We start from the raw sequence: 23,886 nt of genomic DNA, 5'->3' as shown, positions 1-23,886 counted from the left end.
TCATGCCACCTTTCCCAAATATGCTTCTCGTACCGCGGGATTGCCCAACAGATCGGTGGCCTCGCCGTGCAGCACGATCTCGCCGCTCACCAGGACATTGCCGGTATGCGCGATGGACAGCGCGAGCTCGGCCTGTTGCTCGACGATCAGGATCGCGAGCCCGAACCGCTCGTTGAGCCGGACGATCTCGTCCAGCACCCGGTCCACGAACAGCGGGGACAATCCCATCGTCGGTTCGTCCATGCAGATCAGCCGAGGCCGGCTCATCAGTGCCCGGGCGAACGCCAGCATCTGCTGCTCGCCACCGGACAGCGTCCCCGCGTGCTGCCTGCGTCGCTCCGCCAGCCGCGGGAAGTGATCGAACAACTCGGCTGCCCGCTCGGCCAGCACCGAGCGCCGCTCGCGGTGCACATAGCCGCCGACGTACAGGTTCTCCTCGACCGTCATCTCCGGAAACACCCGCCGCGCTTCGGGAACCGAGGCCAACCCGGCCTTGATCCGGCCCGCTGGGGCCACCGCGGTGGCGTCCTCCCCGTCGATCAGCACCCGCCCGGTCGTGGGGGTCAGCAGCCCGAGGGCGGTCTTCATGGTCGTCGACTTGCCGGAGGCGTTCCCCCCGAGCAGGGACACGATCTCGCCCGGCCGGACTCGGATGGACACCTCGTTCAGGGCTCGCGAGCGTCCGTAATACACGCTCACCCCGTCGAGTTCGAGGATCGGGGGCGCGTGCTCATCGACCGCCATCGGAGTCCACCTGTCCTTCCGCGCCGACCGTGGCAGGTCGCAGCCGGCGACGACCGAGATAGGCCTCGATCACCCGCTCGTCGGCCTGCACCTCTGCCGGGGTCCCGACCGCGATGATCGAACCCTCGTCCATCACGATCACCCGATCGGAGAGCTGGTTGACGAGTTCGAGCTTGTGCTCGACCAGGACGATGGTCTGCCCGTGCGCCTTGAGCTCGGCCAGTTGACGTGCGACCTCGGCGGTTTCGCTCTGATTCATGCCCGCCGCTGGTTCGTCGAGCAGCAACAGGACGGGGTCGAGGGCGAGGGCCCTTGCGATCTCGGTGCGTCGCCGGTTCGCGTAGGACAGCGTGTACGCCGGGTCGCCCGCGCGGGGAGCCAGCCGTTCCCCGAATCTCGCCAGCCCGGAGTCCACCTCGGCGCGGAGGAGTTCCCGCTCGGCCCGCACCTTCCGGGTTGGCACCAGCGCGAGCGCCGTCTCCGCGAGGATCGGAACCCAACGGATCACGGGATACCGGACCAGGGAGCGCAGCGGTCGCGCGGCCCGGAGGGTGCTGTGCAGCCCCACCTCCACGTTCTCGGCCACCGTGAGGTTCCCGAAGACCCGGCCGTTCTGAAAGGTCCTCGCGATGCCCGCCTCGGCAGCCGCCTCCGGGGATCCGGGCCGTACCGCATTGCCGCGCAGCAGGATCCGTCCGGCGTCGGGACGGAGAACGCCGGACACCAGGTTGATCGTAGTGCTCTTTCCCGACCCGTTGGGCCCGATGATGGAGACGAACTCACCCCTGTTGACCTCGAAGTCGATCCCGTCGACGGCGCGCACGCCGCCGAAGGCGCGGCGCAGCCCCGCCACCGACAGGATCTGCTCAGACTGCTGCGCTGACACGGTCCCTCCTCGTCCAGATTCCCTGTGGCCTGAATCGGATGATCAACAGCAGGATCACCCCGTAGAGCAGAATGCGGACCTCGGGCGCCAGCCGGAACAGCTCCGGGACGCCGATCAGGACAACCGAGCCGAGGATCGCGCCGTAGGGGGACCCGGTCCCGCCGAGAACGATGATGGTGACCACCAGGAGCGAGAGCCCCAGGTTGAACACCGTCGGATCGATGTACGAGTACTGGTGTCCGAGGAGCGCTCCCCCGATGCCGGAGAAGATCGCACTGATCGCGAAGGCCAGCGCCTTGTAGTCGCGCACCCGCACGCCCGACGACCTCGCCGCCACCTCGTCGGACCCGACCGACCTGAGCACCGTGCCGAGGTGTGACCGCTGGATCGCGGCCACCACCACCACGGTCAGGGCCAGGAACACCAGATCGAGGCGGAAAAGGTCGGTAGCGGTGGAGAACTCGTACCCGAAGATCCGCGGCGGCGGGATCCCGAACAGTCCGTAGCTGCCCCGGGTCACCGACTCCCAGTTGCGGATGATGGCGACCGTGACGACACCGATCCCGAGCGTTGCGATCGCCACGTAGTGACCGGAGAGCCTCCAGACCGGAGCCGCCAGGACGGACGAGACGATCGCGGCGGTCAGCGCGGCCGTGGCCACCGCCGCCAGGAAGGGCCAGTCGTAGCTGATCGTGAGGATGGCCGAGGTGTACGCACCGATCGCGATCGGACCGGCCTGGCCGATGGTGAGCTGACCGGCCGAGCCCGCCACCAGCGTCATCGAGACCGCGATTATGGCGTAGGCGATGATCTGGGTCCCGACCACCAGTCCGTAGCTGCCCGAGACCAGGGGCACCCCGATCCCGACGACGGCGAAGGCGGCGGCCGCCTGCCACCACTGCACCCGGATCTGTCGACCCGAGCCGAGGAAGGTGCCGGTCAACGGTTCGCTCGAGATCGACGGCGCCTTCGCCAGCAGTCCCCCCGGCCTCAAGACGAGCACCGCGATCAGCACGCCGAAGGTGATCAGGTCCCGGTATCCGTCCCCGAACTGGTAGATCCCCACGGCCTCGATGATGCCGAGCACGAAGCCTCCGAGCACCGCGCCGGGGATCGATCCCAGTCCACCGATCGTCGCCGCGACGAATCCGCTCATCCCGGCGATCGTGCCGCTGGTCGGCGAGATGTTCGAGTTGTACAGTCCGACAAAGATTCCCGCCAGACCGCCGAGGCCCGACGCGATGATGAACGCCAGGTTCTGCACGCGGGGTACCGGGATCCCCATCTGCAGCGCCGCATCGGGGTCCTGCGCCGTCGCCCGGATCGCCAGCCCGTACCTGCCGTACTTGAGGAAGCCTGCGAGGCCGGCCATGACCACGATCGTGATGGCGAACATCACGAGATCCGAAGTCCCGAACCGCACTCCACCTATCTGAAAGTTGTTGGTCGGCAGCACCTGCGGGAACGGTCGTGTCTCGGGGCCGAAGATCATCTGGACGAGGTTCTCGATGATCATGCCCGCGGCGACGGTGGCCAGCAGCGCCGCTACGGCCGGACCCCGGCTCAGCGGTCGCACCGCAACGACGTTGACGACGAACCCGAGCAGACCCGAGACAGCGACCACCACCACGATGGTGGTCCACAGGGACAGCCCCAGTTCGGCGATCAGCCACCACGCGAATATCGACCCGAACGCGAACACCGCGCCGTGGGCGAAGTTGATCACGTTGGTGACCCCGAAGATCAGGGTGATCCCGACGGCGATCAGCGCATAGGCGTTGCCGTGGATGAGTCCGGCGAGCAGGGTGTCGATCATGTGGTGGGTACGAACTTCCCGTTCTGGAGCACGAGCTCGCGGGGCGCCACGCCATCGGGACGGCGGGACTGCTGATCGAAGGCGAACTCGCCCAGCCCGATTCCGTTGAACTCGGATTCCTTCAGGCCCTTGAGGACACCCTCCCTCGTCGCACCGCCGTGGTTCGCGGCGTCGACGAGGACCTTCAGCGCGTCATAGGCGTAGACGTTGAAGTCGCCCGGGTCGACCCCGAACTTCGCCCGGAACTTGCCGACGAAGTCCTGGATACGGGGATCGGTGTCCGCCGGGCTGAAGATCCCGTTCACGATGTCGCCCTCCGCCGCCGGGCCCGCCAGCGTGATGAACTGCGGTGTGTTCTGGCCACCGAAGAACTGCTTGTCGAACCCGACATCCCGGAGCTGCTTGACCACCAGGGCGCCGTCGGGGCCGTAGCCGAGGTGCACGAAGGCCTCCGGCGCCGCCTCACGACCCTTGATCAGGATCGGCTTGACGTCCGTCGAGTCCGGGAGGATCGGCGACGAGTAGACGATCTCGATGCCCTTCTCTGCCGCGAACTGCGAGAAGTATTTGAATGCCTGCTTGCCCCAGTCGGTTTCGAGATAGACCACGGAGACCTTCTTCGCCTTGCGGGAAACCCACTCGGCGTTGCGTTCCTGGAACACGTCGAGGGTGATCGACGGGCTCCACGAGTACTCACCCCCGTTGGTGAACTCGACCGCGGAGTTGGTGAATCCGTACTGCACCAGCTTGCCCCGGTTGTACACCGGGGAGGCGGCGATCGACGCGGGCGAGGAGAAGTCCCCGAGTTCGGCGATCACGGACTGGTCGTCGACGAACTTCGTCGCGATCGGCACGGTCTGCTTCGGATCGGACTGCGAGTCCTCCCATTTGAGCTCGACCTTGCGCCCGTCGATGCCGCCGTTCTGATTGATCTCCTCCAGCGCCAGGTCGAAGCCCTGCTGCCACAGTCGCCCGTACTCTGCCGACGGCCCCGTCTTGGGTCCCGACACACCGAAGTAGACGGTGCCGGCCGTGGCCGCCTCCGAGTCACTGCACGCGGCGGTCAAGCCGAGCAGTGACACCGAGGCGACCATTCCCGCCACTAACCTGCGGGTGCGTCCGGGGACAGCTGGATTGGTACTCATTCTGCGAATTCCTCCGGGTATTCGTCCACGCGAGCGCGCCGCGACAGACAGGAAGCCACCGCGCACGACCTCGTTGTCGTGGCGGCGAATGGGAATAGGAAGGCGAACTGAAAGGACGGCGGCATTGCCAAACAATCCGATCGCCGATTTCGGCCCGTCATTCGAAAAGGCGGGCATAGACGTCGATATCCGCTTCTTGGGATTCTCGACTGGTCTGCCCAACGCAACACGAGCGCTCGACTCGAATTACCGATCAGTTCTCACACTGATCGGCTTCTACACTCCGTGGTGACAATCAACGTATTCAGCTTTCGCGACAGTAGGGGCGCTTGCCGTATCCGCGTGGATACAGCCCGGTCCTCACCCGGGGCACCCCACCGCTCCGCGAGGGTTGCCGATCAGCAAGCCGGGGCTATCAGCTGATACTCATGACCGTTGGGAGAGAAGGTATCCGGGCCCCTACGACGTGTCAACCGTTCGGTTGGGTTCGCCGCCCGCCTCGCCCCGCGCCGGCCTTCCCGCACCCGCCCAGCGCTGCACATTTACCTTGCCGAAACGGTTCCCGATAATTCGGATCACCGTGAAAACAATGGGCCCGAACCGAATTCAGTAGTGTTCGCGAGGTGAACGAATCCAGCTGGCCACCGGTCAACCCCTTCGTGCCCGACGGCCGAATACTCGTCATCGGCGCGAGCACCGGGATAGGTCGCGCGGCCGCCGCGATGGCATACCGGGCGGGGGCCTCCGTCGCGGGCGTCGCCCGGGACGAGGCGGGCCTGAAGCGGTCCTTCGCCGCGATCGACGAATCGGATACCGACCGGTTGCTACCGATCGCCGCGGACGTCCGCGATCCGGCCGGACTCGAGTCGATCTTCACTCGCGCAGGCACGGTCGATCACGTGCTGCTGACGGCGGGATTCGCCGCGACCGGCCCCACTCGGACCACCCCGTGGTCGGCGCTGGAACCGGCGTACACCGACCGGCTCGCCACCGCCTATGCCGTCGCGCAACGCGCGGCGCCTGCACTGGCGCCCGGGGGCTCGCTCGTCTTCACCTCCGGCGGGTTCGCGGTCCGGCCCGCGGCCGATACGAGCGTCGTCGCCGCCGGACTGGCCGCGCTCGAGACGTTCGTCAGGGGGCTCGCGCTCGAGGTAGCGCCGAGAAATCGCGTCAACGCCATCCGGCCGGGACGGATCGACACCCCGATGCTGCGCGGCGCGCTCACCCGCAACGCGGGCGGCCCGGTCGACGACGAATCGGTTTCGGCCGCGGGACGTTCCATTCCCCTCGGGCGGGTCGGCACGGCCGACGAGGCCGCGCACGCCGCGCTCTTCCTGATGGCGAACACGTACATCACGGGCGTCACACTCGGCGTCGACGGCGGCCAGAGCCTGCGCTAGGTGCCGATGGCACGCTTACCGAGCTCGATGATCGACGCCCGGAGCGTGGCCTCGTCCACCGCGGGCTCGGTCCCGCCCGTCACCATCGTGAGCAGCTGAGGCACGGTGGACGGCCAGGCGGCGATCCCGATCAGCGTGAATAGGGAGATCGCCGTGCGCGCGTCGGCCTCGCGGCCGAGCAGCTGTGCGAGGCTCTGCACCTTGTCCAGGTACACCTGGCCGCGCGCCTCGTCGCTCGGCAGGTCCTCCTTCCGGTAGTGCAGCGACTCCCACATCAACAGCCGCAGCAGGTCCGGGCGCGCGCGATGGAAGTCGAAGACCGCCCCGATGTAGTCGTCGAGGTCGGTCTCCGGAGTGAGCGGATGCGCCTGCCCGAGCTCGGTGAGCGCCTCCATGATCACCGCGTCGAACAGCTTCTCCTTGCTGCCGAAGTACCCGTAAATGCGTTCCTTGTTGACCCCCGCGCGCTCGGCGATCCGGTTGACCCGACCGCCGGCGATGCCGGTCTCCGCGAACTCAGAACGCGCCGCGTCCAGGAGTTTTCGTCGCGTCGATGATCCCTCGGCATGCTCATTCATGCGCGAATCCTATCCGCAACATTTCCGGGATCGCGGAACCCTTGTGCTCCAACCAACTGGTTGGTAGAAGTATGTCCTGCCCACAATGGAAGGACCCTTCGATGACCAACGCCCTGCACATCAACGCCTCCGCGCGCGGCAAATCGAGCGACTCGCGCAGCATCGCCACGACGTTCCTGGACGCCCTGGCCGTCCAGGACCCGTCGCTCACCGTCGACACGCTCGACCTGTTCGAGGAGCGGCTGCCCGATTTCGGCACCGCCGCCGCGGGCGCGAAACTCGCCGTCTTCACAGGCCAGGAGCAGACGCTCGAACAGGGTCGGGCCTGGGACCAGGCCCGAGAGGTCTTCGACCGCTTCGCGGCGGCCGACCTCTATGTCCTGAGCATCCCGATCTGGAACTCCGGGATCCCGTACATCCTCAAGCAGTGGATCGACCTCGTCACCCAGCCGGGGTGGGCGTTCGAGTTCGACCCCGCGAAGGGGTATTCAGGGCTGCTCGCGGGCAAGCGCGCCGTCACCGTCTACACCAGCGGTGTCCACAGCCCCGGCGTCCCCCTGGAGTTCGGAGCCGATTTCGCGACCCCGTTCGTCGAGGACTGGCTGCGTTTCGTCGGCATCGACTCGGTCGCCGAGATCCGGTACGCCCCGACGGTCCTGACGCCCGACCCCTCGGTGGGCCTGGCCGTCGCCCAGGAGCGGGCACGTGAGCTCGCAGCCGGCTTCTGATCTCGCGGCGGTGCCCGCCGTTGCGGCGGCGGAGCCGCGCTGGGCACCCACGGGACGAACGATCGGCCTGATCTGTCTCGCGGGCACCCTCGTCGTCGGGCAGCTGTACGTCGTCCTCCCACTCCTCGACGACCTGTCGCGGGAGTGGGGGGCGACGCGCTCGGCCGTGACGTGGACGACGACCTGCTTCGGGCTCGCGTACGCGCTGGGGTTTCTCGTCACGGGTCCGCTCTCCGATCGTTGGGGCAGGCGCCCGGTGATCGTCGGCGGGCTGCTGGCGACCTCGGTGACGACCCTGCTCGTGGCACTCGCCCCGAGTCTCGAGCTCGGCCTCGCGGCCCGGATCGCGCAGGGCGCGACCGCGTCGCTGTTCGCCCCCGCCGCGTTCGCCTATCTCGCCGAGCAAATCGACCCGCGGCGTCGGGTGCTCGCGCTCACCTGCCTGACAAGCTCCTTCCTCGCAGCGGGCGTGCTCGCGCAGGTGGCCTCGCAGGCGGTCGCGGCCGCCTGGGGCCCGAGCGCGATATTCCTGTTGAGCAGCCTGGGATTCGTGCTGTTCGGCGTGGCGGCGTGGCTCGTGCTCGCGCCGCGGGCACCGGTCCCCGGCCCGCCCGCTAACGAGCCGCGCGGCCTGCGCGCCTCGTTCGGTCCCTTCGTCGCCCTGCTGCGAAACCCGGTGCTGGCCTTGCTGTTCGTCAGCGGCGTCAGCGTTCTCGGTGTGTTCGTCGGCCTGTACACCGGGATCCAGCTCAGCCCCCCGGACGGTATCGACGGCGGTGGCATGCTGGCGCTCCGGGCCAGCGCCCTGCCCGCGATGATCGCGGTCCCGCTGCTGGCGGGCCGGCTGGCTCGGGTGGCTCCGACGACCCGGGTGGTGTCGGCGCTGCTCGCGGCGGCGATCACCGCCGCGGCCACGGCGGCGCCGTTCGGGAACGCGTGGGTCGCGCTGTGCCTGCTGATCTTCGTGGCGGCGATCGCGGTTGCGGCGCCGGCACTGGTGCAGGCCATCGCGGAGCGGGCTGGCGCAGCGCGCGGCGCGGCCACCTCGCTGTACACCTTCACGCTGTTCGTCGGCGCGAGCACCGGACCGCAGGTGGCCAATCTGCTCGCCGGGGTCGGCTACTGGGCCGTCGCGGGCGCGATGGCCGCGGTGGCCCTCGCGGGCGCCGCCCTCGCTTACGTGGCGGCGAGGATCGACTGAGCCGGAAGCGGCAAGAGTGCTAACGTCGCGCGTATCGCGACTGGCGTTTGGTGGGACACCACAAGGAAGCGAATTCGGAGCGTCGTACGCCTGGGTGCTCCTCAGTTGACTACTGAGGAGCACCCACATGGAACTGCGGTACGGAATGAACCCGCATCAGCGCGCCCGCGTCACCTCACCGGCGCCACCGGTTCGAGTCATTCACGGATCCCCATCGTTGATCAACTACCTCGATGCGCTGAACGGTTGGCAGTTGGTTCGAGAGGCTGCGGCGGTCACTGGCGACGCAGCAGCAGCTTCGTTCAAACATGTCTCCCCAGCCGGCGCTGCCCTGGCGGGCGATCTGGACGAGACCATGCGCCGCGCTTGGGATCTCGGCGACGGTGCGGTCGGCGACGCTACCGCTGCCTATGTACGTGCGCGGGACATCGACCCGAAATCATCGTTCGGGGATCTGATCGCAGTCTCGGAGCCGGTGGACCGTGAGTTGGCGGACCTACTTGCGGGTGTCGTCTCCGACGGAATCATCGCGCCGGGGTTCGAGCCGGGCACGGTGGAGATTCTGGCGCGGAAAAAGCGCGGCACATTCCTCGCCCTCGAGGCAGATGCGTCCTACGAGCCGCCGCCATGGGAACAGCGCGAGGTGTTCGGAATGGTGCTCGAGCAAGAACGCGATCGGCTGCCAATCACGGCGGACCTACTGCGGGTGGTGCATGGTTCTGCGCCGCGCCCGGACACCATCCGCGACGCACTGTTGGGCATGGTCACAGTGCGCTACACGCAGTCGAACTCCGTGGCCTACGTGAAGGACGGCATGACGATAGGCGTCGGTGCCGGTCAGCAGTCCCGAGTGGACTGCACTCGGCTCGCCGGCGCGAAGGCCGGCATCTGGTGGCTGCGCCGCCTGCCTGCCATTCAGTCACTCGAATTCGCCGAGGGGACGTCCCGGCAGGACCGGCTGAACTGGCAGGTTCGCCTTGCCGAGAACGCTGTGACGGACTCCCAGCGGACGGCGCTCACCGCTCAGGTGACCTCTACAGCCCAGGTCGCGGAGGTAGAAGAGGCCGACCGCCTGGAATGGCTCGCTCGCCTCACCGATGCCACCCTCGTCTCCGACGGATACATCCCGTTTCGCGACAACATCGACCACGCAAGCCGACTCGGAGTGCGCTACATCGTCGAGCCCGGCGGCTCCACCCGAACGGGCGAAGTCGTGGATGCATGCCGAGAGCTGGGACTGACCCTGATCCACACCGGAACACGCTTGTTCCACCACTGACGAGCCGACTCTGCAGCCCGCGAGCGGACCTCCTCCTCGAGTCCAGAGACCGCAGGCCGGCGACACCACACCTTCCACGGGGGTCTCGCCGGCCTGATCCTCGGCCGATGGCATGCGCCCCGGGGCTCAGTCCCTTGTCGTGAACTCCGCAAAGCCGGGAACCGGGATCTTCAGCTGCGCGTGGATGTCGCCGCCGAGCCCGAACTGACCGATGGCGCCGCCGTAGTTCTGCTGGTAGCTCTGCCAGAGCACCACGACGCTGACGATGCGATTGGCCCCCGGGCTGTCCGGGGGCGGAAACGCATTCGGCAGCGAGGCCCGGTAGGTCGCGTGGCCGTCCTGGTCGGTGACGAACACGTTCGGCACCCCCAGCGGCCCGGGTCGCGTCGGCGCGGCCGGGTCCAGGTCCCGCTGGCGCAGCGACATCACGGTGTACAGCGACTCCGGGATCAGACCCGAGAACTCGAAGGAGAACTCGCCGTCCCTGCCGTCCGCGCTGACCCCCACCCGCACGGTGCCCCGCGCCTGCAGCCAGTCCCTGAGGGTGACCGGCCGGGTCAGGCGCCTACCGTCCTCGTACCGGAGGTCCGGGATCGGCGTCTCGTGGAACGCGTAACTGGGCCGCCGGACCTGCGCGGCCTCGGGAACCTGGTCGGGCGCGAACACGATCGGATAGTTGTTGGCGGGCAACGGGAGCGGCAGGGTGTGCAGCACCGTCGCCCCGTCCTCCGCCGACAGCTCCGTCCCGAGTTCGCGCACGATCGTGTACGGCTCCACGCTCCCGAACTCGGGAACCGGGGTCCCCGCATCGACGATCGCGCTCCCCCACTCCCGCCCGACGGAGCCGTCGCCTGCGTCCCGGGTGATCCACCCGACCACGACGAAATTGCCGTCGCGGTCGACCGCCTCGCTTGGCGGATAGAGCGGGCCCTGCGTGGTGGGTGTGAGCTCGTAGAGCTTGGATTCGGCCGAAACCCGTTCTGTCATCGAAGACCTCGCTGTCCGGCACTGGTGACGGCGAGCAGCGGGACGGCCCCGGCCAGACCGGTGGTGGCGCTGCCCAGTACCCGCCACCGATCCCGGGCCGCGTGCGCCCGGAGTACCGGATCGCTGCCGCGGAGCCCCGGGTGCCCGACCGCCTCGAGGAAGGCGAGGTCGCTGTCGTGGTCGCCGTACCCGTAGCTGTTCCCGGCATCGATCCCGAGTTCGTCCAGTACCGAGGTGACGGCCTCCGCCTTGGCCTGCCCGATCATCGGCCGCTCGACCTCACCGGTCAGCAGCCCCCGGCCGTCCGTGACCGGGCGGCTCGCCACGATCCGGTCGGCACCGACGGCCTCCCCGATCGGCCCCAGTGCGGGCCCGAACGAGCCCGACAGCAGCACGATCGCGGCACCGGCGTCGCGATGGTCACGCAACGCGGCGAGGGTGTCCGCGTAGTACGGGGCTGCGGTGGACTCGAATTCCCGATACCACCGGCGACCCGATTCCTCCAGCTCGACGAGTGGCACCCCACGGAACGTGCGGTAGTAGCTGCGGTTGACCTCCTCCCGCGGGGTGCCGTCATCCGACGCCCGCCGCAGTGCGCCGAGCAGCCTCGAGTACGCGCTGCCGTCGTCGCCCCGCTCGCGCAGCCAGTGCTCGAGGAATGCGAACATGCTCTTGACGGTGATCAGCGTCTCGTCGACGTCGAAGAAGGCGACCTGCACGGGACGGGAGCCGGTGTGCGTCACGCGGTGGCCCCGAGGAAGGCCTCGATGGCCTTCGCTGCCTTGCGTCGTTCGATCTGGCTGATCGTCGAGTTCTCCAGCGCGGCAAACGAGATCGTCGCTGTCGCGACGCTGCGGCCGAACTGGGTCACCTCGATGTCGATCGTGAACTGCAGCTTGGCCGGATCCTGGATCGACACCGCTCCGAACCGGGCGTGCAGCGATGCGGGCAACGGGAACAGGAAGGTCTTGAACGACAGGTCGATCGAGTTCCACACGACGTAGTAGTGCTGTTCGGGCGAGCGGATGCCGTACTCGAGCTCGAAGGCCCCGAGGAACAGCTGCCGTGCCGCCTCGACGATCACCAGTCCCTGGACGTGCTCGCCGGTCTGATGATCGATGAGCAGCTCGTTGTCCCCGTCGATCCGGAGGTCGGCGGTGAAGCTCCCGTCCTCGGCGCGCGCCAGGTTGGCGATGAGGACGTTGGTCTCCTGGTACTTGTGCACGTGGTGGCGCGGCGCCGGGGAGGCGATGTCGCCGAGCAGGCGGACCTCTGCGGCGGGGGCATGGATCGACGCGACGTGCTCGACGTATTCCTTGTCGTGCCGCTTGATCCCCTGCCCGAGCCGGATGGTCAGATCGGTGGACGCGTTCCGGAACGCGCCGCCGCGCAGCGCGGTGACGAGACCCGACACGGTGTGGACGCGGGTGCCATCGGCGAAGCCACGGAATCGATCGGCGACGACGACCAGATCCGTGAGCGGGATCGCGGCGACGACTTCGGCGGCCGGGTGCTGCGGTGAGAGGGCCGCCGGGGCGAGCTGAACTGCGGACATGGGTATCCCCTTCGAGGACTGAATTGAGCGCTTATGGCGTCGGACGACCGCCATCCGGTCGTCACCCGGAGCACCCCGCCGCACTGGAGGGTTGCCGATCAGCGAGCCGGGGCTTGACGCTGATACTCATGACCGTGGACAGAAAATTAGGTCCACCCGAATCGCGCGTCAACCCAACCAACCGATTGGTTGCTGTGAGGTGGGGCTCAAGTTTGCGATCGGGTAAGGGCGTTCGCCGGCGGACGCACCGGGATATGCCGCTACGGGACCGGGCCCGCCCTGGCCGCGGCGACGGCATCGCCACCTCCGACGGCCGGTAGCGGCAGCCGGACCCCGACGGTCACCACCACGTCCCAGTCCTCGATCCGGCAGTCGCGGACCGTCCCCCGCATCCGCCCGGCGATCGTGGTCGCCGCGGCGCAGGCCGCCTCCGTGCCTCGCTCGAGGGCGGCCGCGGCCGCGAGGGCCGCCAGGTCCGCCGCCGACTGCGCCCGGTGCCGTGCCGACACCGCCGAACCGAGGTGGATCACCAGGGCTGCCACCGCGATCAGCGCCAGCATCGCCCAGCAGGCGAGGACGGTCGCCGCTCCACGCTCGTCCTTCACCCGCCGGCTCCCCTCGGCAACGAATCCGACGGCGGTCCCGCCGAGCCCGGGTCCTCCACGGCGGCAATCGCTTCCGCAGAGACGTCGAGTGCCGGCAGCAGCGGCACCGCGACCTCGACCGCCGCCGTGGCGAACCCGTCGACCTCCCGCACAGTGATGCGCGCACCCCGCGGAGCCACCCGCTGCGCAGCGGGGATCGCCTCCGCCCGGTCGCCGCGCGCGACGAGCCGGGCCGCCTCCCGCGCGGCATCCACGCAGCGAACATGCGCGGACACCGCGAGAAAGGAACCCAGGCACAGCACCACGACCACCGTGATCGAGGCGATCGCGATCGCGGCCTCCACCGTCACCGCACCGACATCGTTCAGACCGCGGTGTTCAGTGCCTTGTCGATGATCCCGGTCAGCGCAGTCACGATGGAGTCGCCCGTCACCACCGAATACAGCACCGCCCCGAATGCCGCCGCGGCAATGGTGCCGATCGCGTACTCCGCGGTCGACATGCCGTCCTCGGCGGCCGCCGCGAGCAGCAATCGGGTGCGCAGCGCGCCAATCCCCTTGGTCACCATAATGTTCCCCCCTCTCGATCACCGTCGCGGTATCTCCGCGACGGGTTCTCTCGGCCCTGCGACTGCGCCGACTCACAGCACACCGCCGCTCAGCACCCGGGTGGCCAGACCGACCACCACCGGGACGATTCCGAGGCAGAGGAAGGCGGGCAGGAAACACAGCCCGAGCGGACCGCTGATCAGCACACCCGCCCGCTCCGCCGCGGCCACCGCCCTGTCCTCGAGCGCGAGCCTGCGGTGGGCCGCCAACTCGGCCACCGCCCCCGCAAAGGCCGCGCCGGACCGCGAGGAGCGGCGAGCCATCCGCGCGAGCCCCTCCGTCTCCGGGTGCGCCGCCGCACGCTCCCAGGCGATCTCGGGCTCCGCGCCGAGGGCCAGCAGGTTCGCGGCCGAGTCGAGTGCGCTGCCCAGCGGCTCCGGAGCGGACACCGCGACCGCCTCCGCCACCGCGGCGACGGGCATCCCCGACTGCAGGCACGCGGCCAGGAGGTCGAATCCGGCGGCGATCGCCATGGGATCGGTGGCCACGCGGTGCCGCGCACGCTCGGCCCGGCCGGCGGGCGCCGCCACCGGGTCCCGCAGCCGCGTCGCCGCCGGGCCGGCACCGGGAGTGGCGAGCGCGGCGCCCGCCAACAGCACCGCCACCGCGGCGCTCATCGGGTCACCCGCCCGGTGATGCGGTCCGTCCAGAGCAGGCCGGCGCAGACGAACAACGTGCCGAGCACCAGCAGCGTCCCCCCGAGACCGCCGGACAGCAGTACCCGCAGCGGGCTCGCGCCCATCAACTGGCCCAGCGCGATCCCCAGCAATGGCAGGCAGGCGAGCACCGCCGCCGTGGCCCTGGCCCCCGACAGCCCCGCCTCCACCCGGTCCCGGAACCTGATGCGCCCCACCAGGTCCGCGCGGACCGCATCGAGCAGGTCCGCCAGCGCGACGCCGTACCGGTCGGCCACCCGCCATGCCGCCGATACCCGCGCCAACTCGGCGTCGATCGCGCTCCCTGCGCCCTGCAATCCGTCGGCGGCGCTGCCCCCGAGCCGGGCGCGGGCCGCGGCGGCCCGGAACGCATCAGCCGCCGCACCACTCGATTCCCTCGCCGCCGTGGTGCAGGCGTTCGCCGGATGGGCGCCCACCCGCAGCTCCCCCGTCGCCGCCTCCAGGCAGCCGAGCAGCCCGCACAGTTCCGCGTTCCGCGTGCCCTCGCGGCGACGGCGTGCGCGTCGATACGCGGTCGTCAGCGTGAGCGCGGCACCCGCACACCCCGCCGTCGGCGCGTAGATCATCACGGCGGCAATCGATCCGAGCACCACGGCCGCCCACAACCGGGCATGTCCCCGCAGCCCTGCGCCGCGACGCGGTGGGCTCAGCCTCGTCATCGTCCTGGTGGTGGGCGCGACGACCAGCGCGAGCTCGGCGACCGTCAGCGCCGCGATCACCACGACCCCGCCCCGACGCCGCGTCGCTCGAGCAGGTCCGCGAGGCGGTGCGCTCCCGGACAGCTCTCGGCGGTCGGGGTCCATGCCGGCAACACGCCGACCTGCCCGCGCTCGTCCCGATCCAGCACGCCGATCTGAGCGAGCCTGCGCCTGCCGTCCGCCGCACGGTGTACGTGCAGCACCACCTGTACCGCGGCCGCGAGCTGGCTGTGCAGGGCGGCGCGGTCCAGGCCGCCGAGCGCCGCCAATGCCTCCAACCGGGCGGGCACCTCCTCCGGCGAGTTCGCGTGCACGGTGCCGGCCCCGCCGTCGTGACCGGTGTTCAACGCGGTGAGGAGGTCTACCACCTCGCCGCCGCGCACCTCCCCGACCACGATGCGGTCCGGCCGCATCCGGAGCGCCTGCCGCACCAGTTGCCGGACCGTCACCTCGCCGACCCCCTCGACGTTCGGGGCACGGGCGACCAGCCGCACCACGTGCGGGTGAGTCGGTGCCAGCTCGGCCGCGTCCTCCACGCAGACGATCCGCTCACGGCGGTCGACCTGCGCCAGCAACGCCGCGAGCAGGGTGGTCTTGCCCGCGCCCGTCCCGCCGACGACCAGGAACGCCAGCCGGGCTGCGACGATCCGCACGAGCAGTTCACGGGCCTCGGCGGGCACCGTGCCGCCCGAGCAGAGCGCGTCGAGACCCTGCGTCGCGGGCCGAAGCACCCGCAACGACACGCAGGTCCCGCCGTAAGCGAGCGGGGCGAGCACCGCGTGCAACCGCACCCCGAACCCGGCCCCCGCCGCCGCCGGCAGGCGGCCGTCCACCCAGGGCTGGGCGTCGTCGAGTCGCCTTCCCGCCGCCAGCGCGAGGCGCTGCGCCAGCCGCCGCACCGCGGCCTCATCGGCGAACCGGACCGGGGCCCGCTCGAGACCCGAGCCCCGGTCCACCCAGACCTGGTCCGGCGCGGTGACCAGGACGTCGGAGACATCCGGCTGTGCGAGAAGCGGTTCCAGCGCTCCGGCACCGGTGAGCTCGGTCTGCAGCACCTGCAGCGCGTCGAGCAGGTCCGTGTCCCCGAGCACCCCGGAGGCCTCCGCCCGGATCGCGGCCGCCACCATCGCCGGGCTGGGCTGCGCCGACGTCCGCGACAATCGCTCCCTGACCCGGTCCAGGAGTTCGGGCGAGACCAGGGAGCTCACGCGGCCCGCCCCCCGGCGCCGGGCCCGAGCACCTCGAGGACCGCCCGCGCGCCCACGGCCAACGGCGATCGCCTGCGCAGCCGCAGGCCGCCGCGCTCGAGGGCAGCCGACAGCCGGGGCTGCGGCCGCATCACCGCGAGCACCGGGAGCCCGAGGAGCTCACCGACGTCCGCGCCGCGCAGCCCACCGGGCGCCGGACCGCGCACCACCACGCCCACGTTCGGATTCCTGGTGCGTGCCGCGGCCACCACGGATTCGGCCGCCGCCGCCGACCGCACCTGGGCGGGCACGACGACCGCCACCAGATCGGCCAGGTCGAACACCACGGCGGCCAGGTCGCCTAGGCCTCGTCCGACATCACACACCACGAGATCACCGGCACCGCAGCCCGATTCGACCATCGCCCGCATCGCCGCCGCCGACGGCCGTCCCGCGTCCCCGCCACGCCCGCAGGACAGCACGGCCACCCCGGCACCCGCGCCGGGCAAGGCGTCGTGCAGTGCGGCCGCCGACACCCGCCCGCCCTCGACGACCACCGCCGGCCAGCGCAGCCCCGGGCGATCCTCGAGACCGAGCAGCAGGTCGAGGCCACCGCCCTGCGGATCGGCATCCACCAGCAACGCGCGACTCCCGGTCCTCCGGGTGGGGCCGGTCAGCGCGATCGCCGCGGCCAGGGTGGACGCCCCGGCACCGCCACATCCACCGACCACGGCGACCACCGAGCCACCCGCCACCGCGCGGTCGCGCCGCTGCGCCAGCGACTCGACCAGGGCGGGTTCATCGGCGGGCAGGACGAGGACGGACTCCGCCCCCACCGCGGCGGCGGCCTGCCACTCGAGGAGGCCGGGCGGGCCCGAGCACACCACATGGACGGCCGACCTGCGCGGCAACGCGTCGGCGGCGCAGGCCCGGGCGGCGGCCGGATCCAGCGCGATCGACGCCGCGCCGTCCCACACCTGCCGGGGAATGGGGAGCACCCGCTCGTCCAGGGCGCGGTCGGCCGCGGCCGCGGCACGGCGCACGCTCAGGGACAAGCCGTCCTCCGCGAGCACCGCGAGGACCGGCCGGACATTCGGCGGATGCGGGGCACCCGATGCATGTGGGGGTTCCATACCGACGAGCCTGCGCGACCGGACGGGACCGCAGGCCGGAGATCTCGCCGGATGTGGACAGAATCGGGCCTGGGGATGGATTCCGGTATCCGCGAACCACTCCGGCGTCGAGGACCGTGCGGAACGACCGCGTCGACGCGGGAGAGGACGAGGCCCGGACGGCCAGAAAATGGAGGAAGACCCCCGCCAGGGGGGGAGGAGGCGGGGGTCTTCAGAGTTCAGCCCCGGGGGGTCGGGCTGAACACACCCAGATCAAGTCCAGGTGATTTTGATACTACACCCGCCGCGATCCGAGTTTGCAAATTCGAATTTCCTGTCGGAGATCCGAAGGTGAACACTGAGAATCGCGCTCCGATCCACGATTCACCTGGGGGCTCTATCCTGGATTCCGTGACCGCAGAGGCGAACAGACAGCCCGGGAACGGCCGGGTCGCGGCGTTCTTCGACCTGGACAAGACGATCATCGCAAAGTCGAGCACGCTCGCGTTCAGCAAGCCCTTTTTCGACCAGGGCCTGATCAATCGACGCTCCGTCCTCAAGAGCAGTTACGCCCAGTTCCTCTTCCTGCTCGCGGGCGCCGACCACGACCAGATGGAGCGAATGCGCACCCACCTGACCAATATGTGCGCAGGCTGGGACGTGGAGCAGGTGCGCGCGGTGGTCGCCGAGACGCTGCACGACATCGTCGACCCGCTCGTGTTCGCCGAGGCGGCCGATCTGATCGCCGACCACAAGCTCCGCGGCCACGATGTCGTCGTGGTGTCGGCATCGGGCGAGGAGGTGGTGTCTCCGATCGCGGAAGCCCTCGGGGCCGACCACGCCGCCGCGACCCGGATGGAGGTCAAGGACGGACGCTTCACCGGCGAGGTCGACTTCTACTGCTACGGCGAGGGCAAGGTCGACGCGATCCGCGAACTGGCGCTGAGGGAGAACTACGATCTCGACCTGAGCTTCGCCTACTCGGATTCGGTGACCGACCTACCGATGCTCGCCGCGGTCGGCCACCCCACCGCCGTCAACCCGGACCGCGCCCTTCGGAAGGAAGCCGCCGGAAACGGTTGGCCCATACTGACTTTCTCCAATCCGGTGTCTCTGCGGGCCCGCCTTCAGCCGCCGTCGAGATCCACCGTCGCGACGACAGCAGCGGTCGGCTTCGGCGCGTTGGCGGCAGGCGCGCTGACGTACGGAATGCTGCGCCGTCGGCGCTGACCTGGACCGAAGACTGGGATCAATCCAGGTGTGCGAACCCCTTGAAGCGAGTGCGGTCACAGGGTACAAAGGAGTTACGGATGAACGGCAGGCCAAGGTCGACCCGGAAGAGAAGGATCGGTCTCCCGGCCGCGAAGTCCCAGCACGGACACCAGGCACCCACGCGGAGCCGCAAGCCACTATAAGGGCAGCAGCGTTGTGGGCCTGCGTGACTCGGACATTCGGCAGCGAGGACCTTGCACGAGTTGCAGAGGCGAACTGACGATGCTCGAGCCTACGCCGAGGCCGGACACACAACCCACCAAAGCACGCTTGGTAACCCGGCGATCCGTGCTAGCGGGCGGCGAAGTCGACGAGAGTCGGCAGCGCCGCTCGCATTGCGTCCGGGGCCGTTGACGCACCGAGCCCAGTGCCGTTGCCTCCCAGACGAAGTCCGACCCCGAGCGGATCAGCCCGCGGCCGCGGCGTCCGCGATCGACATGGCCTCCCGCGCCCCGGCCTCCATCGCGCCGCAGCACAGGATCACCCAGCTGCCGACACCCTCTGCGGTTCCCGACGCGAAGCCCGTGACACCGTCGCGGTACGCCTGCTGCCGCCGCAGCCAACTCACCTCGGGCACACCCAGATTGTGGGGATCCAGCCCGGTCGACGCCGCCACCAGTCGGGACGCGGCCCGCGCGACGACCCCGTCGGCGGCACCGAACGGGGACAACGACAACAACTCCCCGTGCACCACGGCCGCCAGGACCGGAGCGGGCGCCTTCGTTCCGCCGGTGACCAACTGTGCGAGACCGTCGAGCCGCTCCGCGACCCCGGGGTCCGTCCGCGGTCGGCCAAGCGTGGACTGGTCGGTGACCAGGTCGGCCGCCGCGAGCAGGTGCAGCCGGGCCAGCGCCTGGAGCGGCGCCCGCTGCCAGGTCGGCACCATGATGGTGAGCGCGTCGCCGTCGATGGCCTGGGCCACCCGCAGCGCACCCGCCAGGATCGGGTCGCCCTCCTCGCCCTCGGCGGGCAGTTCGGTGCTGCCCCCGTCGATGGACGCGGACGCCCGCGCTGCGCGGATGGCCGCCTCGGCCGCGGTCGTCGGCCAACCACGGCGATTGGTCTTGTGCCGGTGCACCTCGCCGAGCGCATCGCGTGCCCGGTCGGCGGCTTCGCGCACGCCGGGCAGGTCCACCAGGGGCTGCAGGGGGTCGTTCACGCTGCTCAACGCTACCCGGCGGCCCCATCGGTCACGCGAGCGAGGAGGCCGGGCGGCACGGCTATCGGTCCCCCGCGCCCGCGGGGCCGGCCTCCCCGATGGTGACGCGACCGCCCTCGTGCACCACCAGGCCCGGGTTGTGCGCGATCTCCCAGCGGTAGCCGTCCGGATCGGTGAAGTACCCGCTGTACCCGCCCCAGGCCCGCTGGGCACCCGGCACCAGCACCGTTCCCCCTACTCGCGCCGCGGTCGCGAGGACCTCGTCCACCTCCCCCGGGCTGCCGACGTTGTGACCGAGGGTGATGGGGGCCCGACCCTGCTCGCCCGCCACCGGCGCCGTCGGCCCGGCCTCCCGCACCATCTCGTCGACCGACCACAGCGAGAGCAGCATGCCGGAGCCGATCTGCAGGAACAGCACCTCGCCCTGGACGTAGAGCGTCGGCGTCCATCCCAGTCCGCCGACGTAGAACGCGTGCGATCGCGCCGGGTCGACGACGCCGAGGGTGAGCACACTCAGATGCTGGTCCACCCCTCCACTGAACCACCGTGCACGTCATATGAGCCAGACCGTTCGGTCTCAGGACCCCCGCACGAGATCGCGGCCGGGGATCGCCTCGAGCAGCCTCCTGGTGTATTCGTGCTGCGGGTTGTCGAACACCTCCACCGTCGTGGCGGCCTCGACCACCCGGCCCCTGCTCATCACCACCACGTCGTCGGCGATCTGCCGCACCACCGCCAGATCGTGTGAGATGAACAGGTACGACAGGCCGAGCTGGGCCTGCAGATCGCCCAGCAGGTTCAGGATCTGCGCCTGCACGAGCACGTCCAGCGCCGAGACCGCCTCGTCGCAGACGAGCACCTCGGGCCCCAGTGCCAGTGCCCGCGCGATCGCCACCCGTTGCCGCTGGCCACCGGAGAGTTCGTTGGGGTACCGCCGCAGCACCCAGCTCGGCAGCGACACCCTGTCCAGCAGCTCGCGCACGATCCGCTCCCGCTCGCCCCTGTCCCCCACTCGGTGGGTGCGCAGCGGCTCCTCGACGGTGCGGTAGATCGAGTACATCGGGTCCAGCGATCCGTACGGATTCTGGAAGATCGGCTGCACCTGGCGCCGGAATGCGAATGTGGCCTTCGCATCGAACTCCGCCAGGTCGCGCCCCTCGAAGGTGACGGTCCCCGAGGTCGGCTTCATCAGCCCCAGAACCATGTGCGCCACAGTCGATTTACCCGACCCGGACTCACCGACGATCGCCGTCGTGGTCCCGCGCTCGAGGCGGAACGACACGGAGTCGACCGCCGTGAATGCGGTGTGCCGCCACGGCGCACCGCCCCGGGTCCTGAATTCCTTGACCAGGTCCGAGGCCACCATGACGTCGCCGCCTGCCGGCAGGGGCCCGCCGTCCGCCGCCGCGGCGTGTTCGGCCACCTCCACGGCGCGCGCGCGGGCCCGGACGGACTCGAGTTGCTGCGAGGCCAGGGACGGCGCGGCGGACACCAGTTTCCGGGTATATGCGTGCCGCGGATCGCCGAGGATCTGGCGGGCCGGTCCGGATTCGACGACCCGCCCCTGGTGCATCACCACCAGATGCTCGGCCCGTTCCGCCGCGAGGCCCAGGTCGTGCGTGATCAGCAGCACGGCCGTGCCGAGTTCGCCGGTCAGCCCGGCGAGATGGTCGAGGATCTGCCGCTGCACCGTCACGTCAAGGGCGGAGGTCGGCTCGTCCGCGATCAGGAGCTTCGGCCGGCAGGACAGCCCGATGGCGATGAGCGCACGCTGGCACATACCGCCCGAGAACTCGTGCGGATACTGATCGACCCGGTGCCCCGCATCCGGTAGGCCCGCCTCGGCGAGCAGCTCGACCGCTCGCGCCCTGGCCGCCTTCCCCCTCGCGATCCCGTTGGCCGCCAGGGTTTCCGCGATCTGAAAGCCGATCTTCCACACCGGATTCAGGTTCGACATCGGGTCCTGCGGAACCAGCCCGATGCCGCGGCCCCGGACCGCCACCAGGTCCGCCTTCGACGCCCCGACCAGGTCCCTCCCGTCGAAACGGATCTCCCCCGAGGTGACAATTCCTGTACCCGGCAGCAGGCCGATGATGGCGTGGGCCACGGTCGACTTGCCCGAGCCCGACTCCCCCACGATCGCCACGGTCTGCCCCGGATAGGCGGTCAGGCTCACCCCGCGCACCGCGGGTACCGCGCGACCGCCGGAGCGGAAGTCGACGCTGAGGTCGCGGATCTCGAGCAGCGGACCGGGCTCGCGGTCTCTCATCGCTTCCTCGGCTCGCACATGGGCTCGATCATCGCTTCCTCGGCTCGCACATGAGCTCGATCATCGCTTCCTCGCCTTCGGATCCAGCGCATCGCGCAGGGCGTCGCCGAGCATGATGAAGCCAAGGACCGTGACCGCCAGCGCCGCCGCGGGGTAGAAGATGATCCCCGAACCGGACCTCAGTCGGCTCTGACCGGTGCTGATGTCCCCTCCCCAGGACACCACGCTCGGCGGCAGCCCGATGCCCAGATAGGACAGCGTCGCCTCGGTGACGATGAAGACGCCGAGCCAGATCGTGGTGACCACGATCACCGGACCGATCGCGTTGGGGAGCACGTGCCGTAACAGGATGCGGAATCGGGAGACGCCCAGCGCCGTCGCCGCGAGTACGAAGTCGTTGCCGCGCACCGAGATGACCGAACCCCTTGCGATCCTGGCCACGTGCGGCCAGGCGAACAGGGCCAGGATCAGCATCACCGTCCAGATGCTCCGGTTCCGGAACAGCTGCATCATCACGATCGCCGCGAGGATGAGCGGGATGCCGAAGAAGACATCGGTGATCCGGGAGACGACCGCATCGAGCCGACCGCCGTAGAACCCTGCGAGGGCACCGACGGTGCCACCGATGAGCAGGAAGATGGCGGTCGCGCCGACGCCGGTGAGCACCGAGGCCCGCGCGCCGTACACGGTGCGGGCGAAGATGTCGCAACCCTGCAGGTCGAACCCGAACGGATGCCCGGCGCCCGGTCCCCGCATGCTGTTCTGCCCCAGACACATTCGCGGGTCCTGACCCGTGAACAGTCCGGGCACCGCGACCACAACGAGGACGAAGAGGATCAGCAGGGCCGAGACGAGGAACATCGGGTTGCGCCGCAGTCCGCGCCAGGCATCGCGCCACATGCTGGTCGGCGGCGAGGCCTCGTCGAGCCGATCGACGCCGAGCGCCTCCACCTCGTCCGGTCCGGCGACGAAGTAGTTCTGCCCGGCGCGCGCCTGCGGGGATGCGCGATCGGGTGTCCCGGGGAGGTCCGGATCAGGCATAGCGAATCCTCGGGTCGAGCGCGGCGTACAGCAGGTCCACCAGCAGGTTGGCCACCAGGAACACGACCACCAGCACCGTCACGAAGGACACCACGGTCGGGGCCTCGCCACGGATCACGGCCTGGTAGATCGTGCCGCCGACGCCGTTGATGTTGAAGATGCCCTCGGTGACGATCGCGCCCGCCATCAGCGCTCCCAGGTCGGCGCCGAGAAAGGTGACCACCGGGATCAGCGAGTTGCGCAGGATGTGCACCACCACGACGCGGCGACGACTCAAGCCCTTGGCTGTGGCGGTGCGGACGTGATCGGCGTCCTTGTTCTCGGCCACGGATGTCCTGGTCAGCCGCAGCACGTACGCGAAGGAGACCAGGCCAAGCACGATGGCGGGCACCAGAAGTCTCGAGAAGCTGGCATCGGCACCGACGGTGACCGGGGCGATCCCCCACCGCACGCCGAGGAAGAACTGAGCCAGGAAGCCGATCACGAATACCGGCACCGCGATGATGAAGAGGCTGAGCACCAGCAGGGTCGCGTCGAACGCCTTGCCCTTGCGCAACCCGGCGATGACACCGAAGAAGATGCCGAACGCGGCCTCGATGACGATCGCCATGAACGCGAGCCTGATGGTGACGGGGAACGCCCTGGCCAGCACGTCCCGCACCGGCTGGCCGGAGAACGAGGTGCCGAAGTCGAGGGTGAAGATGCCCTTGAGGTAGAGCAGGTACTGCACGATGAAGGGCCGGTCGAGGTGGTATCGCTCGCGCAGCTGGTCCGCCACGGCGGGGCTGAGCGGCTTGTCGCCCGCGAGCGCCTGGATGGGGTCGCCCGGGATCAGGAACACCATCGCGTAGATGAGCAGCGTCGCCCCGATGAACACGGGGATCATCTGCAGCAGTCTCCGCCCGATGTACCACCCCACCAGGTCACTTCCTTCCGGCC

The 23,886-nt window shown here is 69.8% G+C and carries 25 protein-coding genes and 3 riboswitches; of the genes, 5 read left to right on the top strand and 20 right to left on the bottom strand.

Features of this window, described 5'->3' with window-relative positions:
* The 4 genes from ABIC28_RS10110 to ABIC28_RS10095 are packed head-to-tail and all read right to left on the bottom strand — an operon-like array spanning position 1 to position 4,591.
* Positions 1 to 744, bottom strand: a complete 744-nt coding sequence (locus ABIC28_RS10110) for an ABC transporter ATP-binding protein (protein ID WP_097212858.1) — start codon at positions 742 to 744, stop codon at positions 1 to 3.
* On the bottom strand, positions 731 to 1,630 hold the full coding sequence (locus tag ABIC28_RS10105; protein WP_209927775.1) for an ABC transporter ATP-binding protein: 900 nt from the start codon (positions 1,628 to 1,630) through the stop codon (positions 731 to 733). The genes ABIC28_RS10110 and ABIC28_RS10105 overlap by 14 nt, the downstream gene beginning before the upstream one ends.
* Positions 1,611 to 3,446 (bottom strand): ABC transporter permease, encoded by a 1,836-nt coding sequence (locus ABIC28_RS10100; protein WP_097212856.1) that lies wholly within the window; start codon positions 3,444 to 3,446, stop codon positions 1,611 to 1,613. The genes ABIC28_RS10105 and ABIC28_RS10100 overlap by 20 nt, the downstream gene beginning before the upstream one ends.
* Complete coding sequence (locus ABIC28_RS10095) at positions 3,443 to 4,591, bottom strand: ABC transporter substrate-binding protein (RefSeq protein WP_097212855.1); 1,149 nt, start codon at positions 4,589 to 4,591, stop codon at positions 3,443 to 3,445. Before ABIC28_RS10095 ends, ABIC28_RS10100 begins: the two co-directional genes overlap by 4 nt.
* Positions 4,592 to 4,911: 320 nt before the next feature.
* Positions 4,912 to 5,025, bottom strand: a riboswitch (SAM riboswitch).
* Between the two features lie 189 nt (positions 5,026 to 5,214).
* Between ABIC28_RS10095 and ABIC28_RS10090 the strand changes: the two genes are divergently transcribed.
* Entirely contained in the window at positions 5,215 to 5,991 is a 777-nt protein-coding gene (locus ABIC28_RS10090; protein WP_097212854.1) for an SDR family oxidoreductase, read from the top strand.
* Here the strand turns inward: ABIC28_RS10090 and ABIC28_RS10085 are convergent.
* Positions 5,988 to 6,569, bottom strand: a complete 582-nt coding sequence (locus ABIC28_RS10085; protein WP_097212853.1) for a TetR/AcrR family transcriptional regulator — start codon at positions 6,567 to 6,569, stop codon at positions 5,988 to 5,990. The two genes, ABIC28_RS10090 and ABIC28_RS10085, sit on opposite strands and share 4 nt — an antisense overlap.
* Positions 6,570 to 6,670: 101 nt before the next feature.
* On the opposite strand from ABIC28_RS10085, the gene ABIC28_RS10080 reads away from it, so the two are divergent.
* From ABIC28_RS10080 to ABIC28_RS10070, 3 genes are all read left to right on the top strand, one after another.
* Positions 6,671 to 7,297, top strand: a complete 627-nt coding sequence (locus ABIC28_RS10080) for an FMN-dependent NADH-azoreductase (RefSeq protein ID WP_209927779.1) — start codon at positions 6,671 to 6,673, stop codon at positions 7,295 to 7,297.
* The gene (locus ABIC28_RS10075; protein WP_218840985.1) at positions 7,275 to 8,498 is read left to right on the top strand and encodes an MFS transporter; all 1,224 of its coding nucleotides are present in this window, start codon (positions 7,275 to 7,277) and stop codon (positions 8,496 to 8,498) included. The genes ABIC28_RS10080 and ABIC28_RS10075 overlap by 23 nt, the downstream gene beginning before the upstream one ends.
* 26 nt (positions 8,499 to 8,524) lie before the next feature.
* A riboswitch (ZMP/ZTP riboswitch) is annotated at positions 8,525 to 8,601 on the top strand.
* A 24-nt stretch (positions 8,602 to 8,625) separates the two neighbouring features.
* A complete protein-coding gene (locus ABIC28_RS10070) occupies positions 8,626 to 9,777 on the top strand; it encodes a phosphoribosylaminoimidazolecarboxamide formyltransferase (RefSeq protein WP_097212851.1) in 1,152 nt (383 codons plus the stop codon).
* Positions 9,778 to 9,903: 126 nt separating this feature from the next.
* Here ABIC28_RS10070 and ABIC28_RS10065 read toward each other — a convergent pair whose 3' ends face one another.
* From ABIC28_RS10065 to ssd, 10 genes are all read right to left on the bottom strand, one after another.
* Positions 9,904 to 10,764, bottom strand: a complete 861-nt coding sequence (locus ABIC28_RS10065; RefSeq protein WP_097212850.1) for a hypothetical protein — start codon at positions 10,762 to 10,764, stop codon at positions 9,904 to 9,906.
* On the bottom strand, positions 10,761 to 11,507 hold the full coding sequence (locus ABIC28_RS10060; RefSeq protein WP_097212849.1) for an HAD family hydrolase: 747 nt from the start codon (positions 11,505 to 11,507) through the stop codon (positions 10,761 to 10,763). Before ABIC28_RS10060 ends, ABIC28_RS10065 begins: the two co-directional genes overlap by 4 nt.
* Positions 11,504 to 12,319 carry an AfsA-related hotdog domain-containing protein gene (locus tag ABIC28_RS10055; protein WP_097212848.1) on the bottom strand — a complete coding sequence of 272 codons (816 nt, stop codon included), beginning with the start codon at positions 12,317 to 12,319 and terminating at the stop codon, positions 11,504 to 11,506. The genes ABIC28_RS10060 and ABIC28_RS10055 overlap by 4 nt, the downstream gene beginning before the upstream one ends.
* A gap of 22 nt (positions 12,320 to 12,341) precedes the next feature.
* A riboswitch (SAM riboswitch) is annotated at positions 12,342 to 12,453 on the bottom strand.
* A gap of 126 nt (positions 12,454 to 12,579) precedes the next feature.
* The gene (locus ABIC28_RS10050) at positions 12,580 to 12,924 is read right to left on the bottom strand and encodes an Rv3654c family TadE-like protein (RefSeq protein WP_097212847.1); all 345 of its coding nucleotides are present in this window, start codon (positions 12,922 to 12,924) and stop codon (positions 12,580 to 12,582) included.
* Positions 12,921 to 13,274: a TadE family type IV pilus minor pilin gene (locus tag ABIC28_RS10045; RefSeq protein ID WP_257017579.1), complete on the bottom strand. Its 354-nt coding sequence runs from the start codon at positions 13,272 to 13,274 to the stop codon at positions 12,921 to 12,923. The genes ABIC28_RS10050 and ABIC28_RS10045 overlap by 4 nt, the downstream gene beginning before the upstream one ends.
* Before the next feature lie 14 nt (positions 13,275 to 13,288).
* Positions 13,289 to 13,492 (bottom strand): DUF4244 domain-containing protein, encoded by a 204-nt coding sequence (locus ABIC28_RS10040; protein WP_097212846.1) that lies wholly within the window; start codon positions 13,490 to 13,492, stop codon positions 13,289 to 13,291.
* 72 nt (positions 13,493 to 13,564) lie between these two features.
* A complete protein-coding gene (locus ABIC28_RS10035) occupies positions 13,565 to 14,149 on the bottom strand; it encodes a type II secretion system F family protein (RefSeq protein WP_097212845.1) in 585 nt (194 codons plus the stop codon).
* Positions 14,146 to 14,928, bottom strand: coding sequence for a type II secretion system F family protein (locus ABIC28_RS10030; protein WP_257017590.1), 783 nt, complete (start codon positions 14,926 to 14,928; stop codon positions 14,146 to 14,148). Before ABIC28_RS10030 ends, ABIC28_RS10035 begins: the two co-directional genes overlap by 4 nt.
* The gene (locus tag ABIC28_RS10025) at positions 14,925 to 16,115 is read right to left on the bottom strand and encodes a TadA family conjugal transfer-associated ATPase (protein WP_097212843.1); all 1,191 of its coding nucleotides are present in this window, start codon (positions 16,113 to 16,115) and stop codon (positions 14,925 to 14,927) included. Before ABIC28_RS10025 ends, ABIC28_RS10030 begins: the two co-directional genes overlap by 4 nt.
* Positions 16,112 to 17,227 carry a septum site-determining protein Ssd gene (gene ssd / locus ABIC28_RS10020; RefSeq protein ID WP_097212842.1) on the bottom strand — a complete coding sequence of 372 codons (1,116 nt, stop codon included), beginning with the start codon at positions 17,225 to 17,227 and terminating at the stop codon, positions 16,112 to 16,114. The genes ABIC28_RS10025 and ssd overlap by 4 nt, the downstream gene beginning before the upstream one ends.
* A 378-nt stretch (positions 17,228 to 17,605) precedes the next feature.
* On the opposite strand from ssd, the gene ABIC28_RS10015 reads away from it, so the two are divergent.
* Positions 17,606 to 18,436 (top strand): HAD-IB family hydrolase, encoded by an 831-nt coding sequence (locus ABIC28_RS10015; protein WP_373560274.1) that lies wholly within the window; start codon positions 17,606 to 17,608, stop codon positions 18,434 to 18,436.
* A 448-nt stretch (positions 18,437 to 18,884) separates the two neighbouring features.
* Here the strand turns inward: ABIC28_RS10015 and ABIC28_RS10010 are convergent, their stop codons facing one another.
* From ABIC28_RS10010 to ABIC28_RS09990, 5 genes are all read right to left on the bottom strand, one after another.
* A complete protein-coding gene (locus tag ABIC28_RS10010) occupies positions 18,885 to 19,637 on the bottom strand; it encodes a Fic family protein (RefSeq protein ID WP_097212840.1) in 753 nt (250 codons plus the stop codon).
* A gap of 61 nt (positions 19,638 to 19,698) precedes the next feature.
* Positions 19,699 to 20,166 carry a VOC family protein gene (locus ABIC28_RS10005; RefSeq protein ID WP_097212839.1) on the bottom strand — a complete coding sequence of 156 codons (468 nt, stop codon included), beginning with the start codon at positions 20,164 to 20,166 and terminating at the stop codon, positions 19,699 to 19,701.
* Between the two features lie 48 nt (positions 20,167 to 20,214).
* Positions 20,215 to 21,906 carry a dipeptide ABC transporter ATP-binding protein gene (locus tag ABIC28_RS10000; protein ID WP_097212838.1) on the bottom strand — a complete coding sequence of 564 codons (1,692 nt, stop codon included), beginning with the start codon at positions 21,904 to 21,906 and terminating at the stop codon, positions 20,215 to 20,217.
* Between the two features lie 60 nt (positions 21,907 to 21,966).
* The gene (locus tag ABIC28_RS09995; RefSeq protein WP_097212837.1) at positions 21,967 to 22,947 is read right to left on the bottom strand and encodes an ABC transporter permease; all 981 of its coding nucleotides are present in this window, start codon (positions 22,945 to 22,947) and stop codon (positions 21,967 to 21,969) included.
* A complete protein-coding gene (locus ABIC28_RS09990) occupies positions 22,940 to 23,866 on the bottom strand; it encodes an ABC transporter permease (RefSeq protein WP_097212836.1) in 927 nt (308 codons plus the stop codon). The genes ABIC28_RS09995 and ABIC28_RS09990 overlap by 8 nt, the downstream gene beginning before the upstream one ends.
* Between the last annotated feature and the right edge of the window lie 20 nt (positions 23,867 to 23,886).

The organism is Rhodococcus sp. PvR044 (genome assembly GCF_040548995.1).
In the GTDB taxonomy this organism is placed as follows: domain Bacteria; phylum Actinomycetota; class Actinomycetes; order Mycobacteriales; family Mycobacteriaceae; genus Rhodococcus_G; species Rhodococcus_G oryzae.
The sequence above is the reverse complement of the archived record's forward strand: the minus strand, read 5'-3'. Positions and strand labels throughout refer to the sequence as shown.

Coding starts and splice junctions, on each gene's coding strand:
- ABIC28_RS10110 (WP_097212858.1), bottom strand. CDS start 744: ATGGCGGTCGATGAGCACGCGCCCCCGATCCTCGAACTCGACGGGGTG.
- ABIC28_RS10100 (WP_097212856.1), bottom strand. CDS start 3,446: ATGATCGACACCCTGCTCGCCGGACTCATCCACGGCAACGCCTATGCG.
- ABIC28_RS10095 (WP_097212855.1), bottom strand. CDS start 4,591: ATGAGTACCAATCCAGCTGTCCCCGGACGCACCCGCAGGTTAGTGGCG.
- ABIC28_RS10085 (WP_097212853.1), bottom strand. CDS start 6,569: ATGAATGAGCATGCCGAGGGATCATCGACGCGACGAAAACTCCTGGAC.
- ABIC28_RS10080 (WP_209927779.1), top strand. CDS start 6,671: ATGACCAACGCCCTGCACATCAACGCCTCCGCGCGCGGCAAATCGAGC.
- ABIC28_RS10070 (WP_097212851.1), top strand. CDS start 8,626: ATGGAACTGCGGTACGGAATGAACCCGCATCAGCGCGCCCGCGTCACC.
- ABIC28_RS10065 (WP_097212850.1), bottom strand. CDS start 10,764: ATGACAGAACGGGTTTCGGCCGAATCCAAGCTCTACGAGCTCACACCC.
- ABIC28_RS10055 (WP_097212848.1), bottom strand. CDS start 12,319: ATGTCCGCAGTTCAGCTCGCCCCGGCGGCCCTCTCACCGCAGCACCCG.
- ABIC28_RS10040 (WP_097212846.1), bottom strand. CDS start 13,492: ATGGTGACCAAGGGGATTGGCGCGCTGCGCACCCGATTGCTGCTCGCG.
- ABIC28_RS10035 (WP_097212845.1), bottom strand. CDS start 14,149: ATGAGCGCCGCGGTGGCGGTGCTGTTGGCGGGCGCCGCGCTCGCCACT.
- ssd (WP_097212842.1), bottom strand. CDS start 17,227: ATGGAACCCCCACATGCATCGGGTGCCCCGCATCCGCCGAATGTCCGG.
- ABIC28_RS10000 (WP_097212838.1), bottom strand. CDS start 21,906: ATGAGAGACCGCGAGCCCGGTCCGCTGCTCGAGATCCGCGACCTCAGC.
- ABIC28_RS09995 (WP_097212837.1), bottom strand. CDS start 22,947: ATGCCTGATCCGGACCTCCCCGGGACACCCGATCGCGCATCCCCGCAG.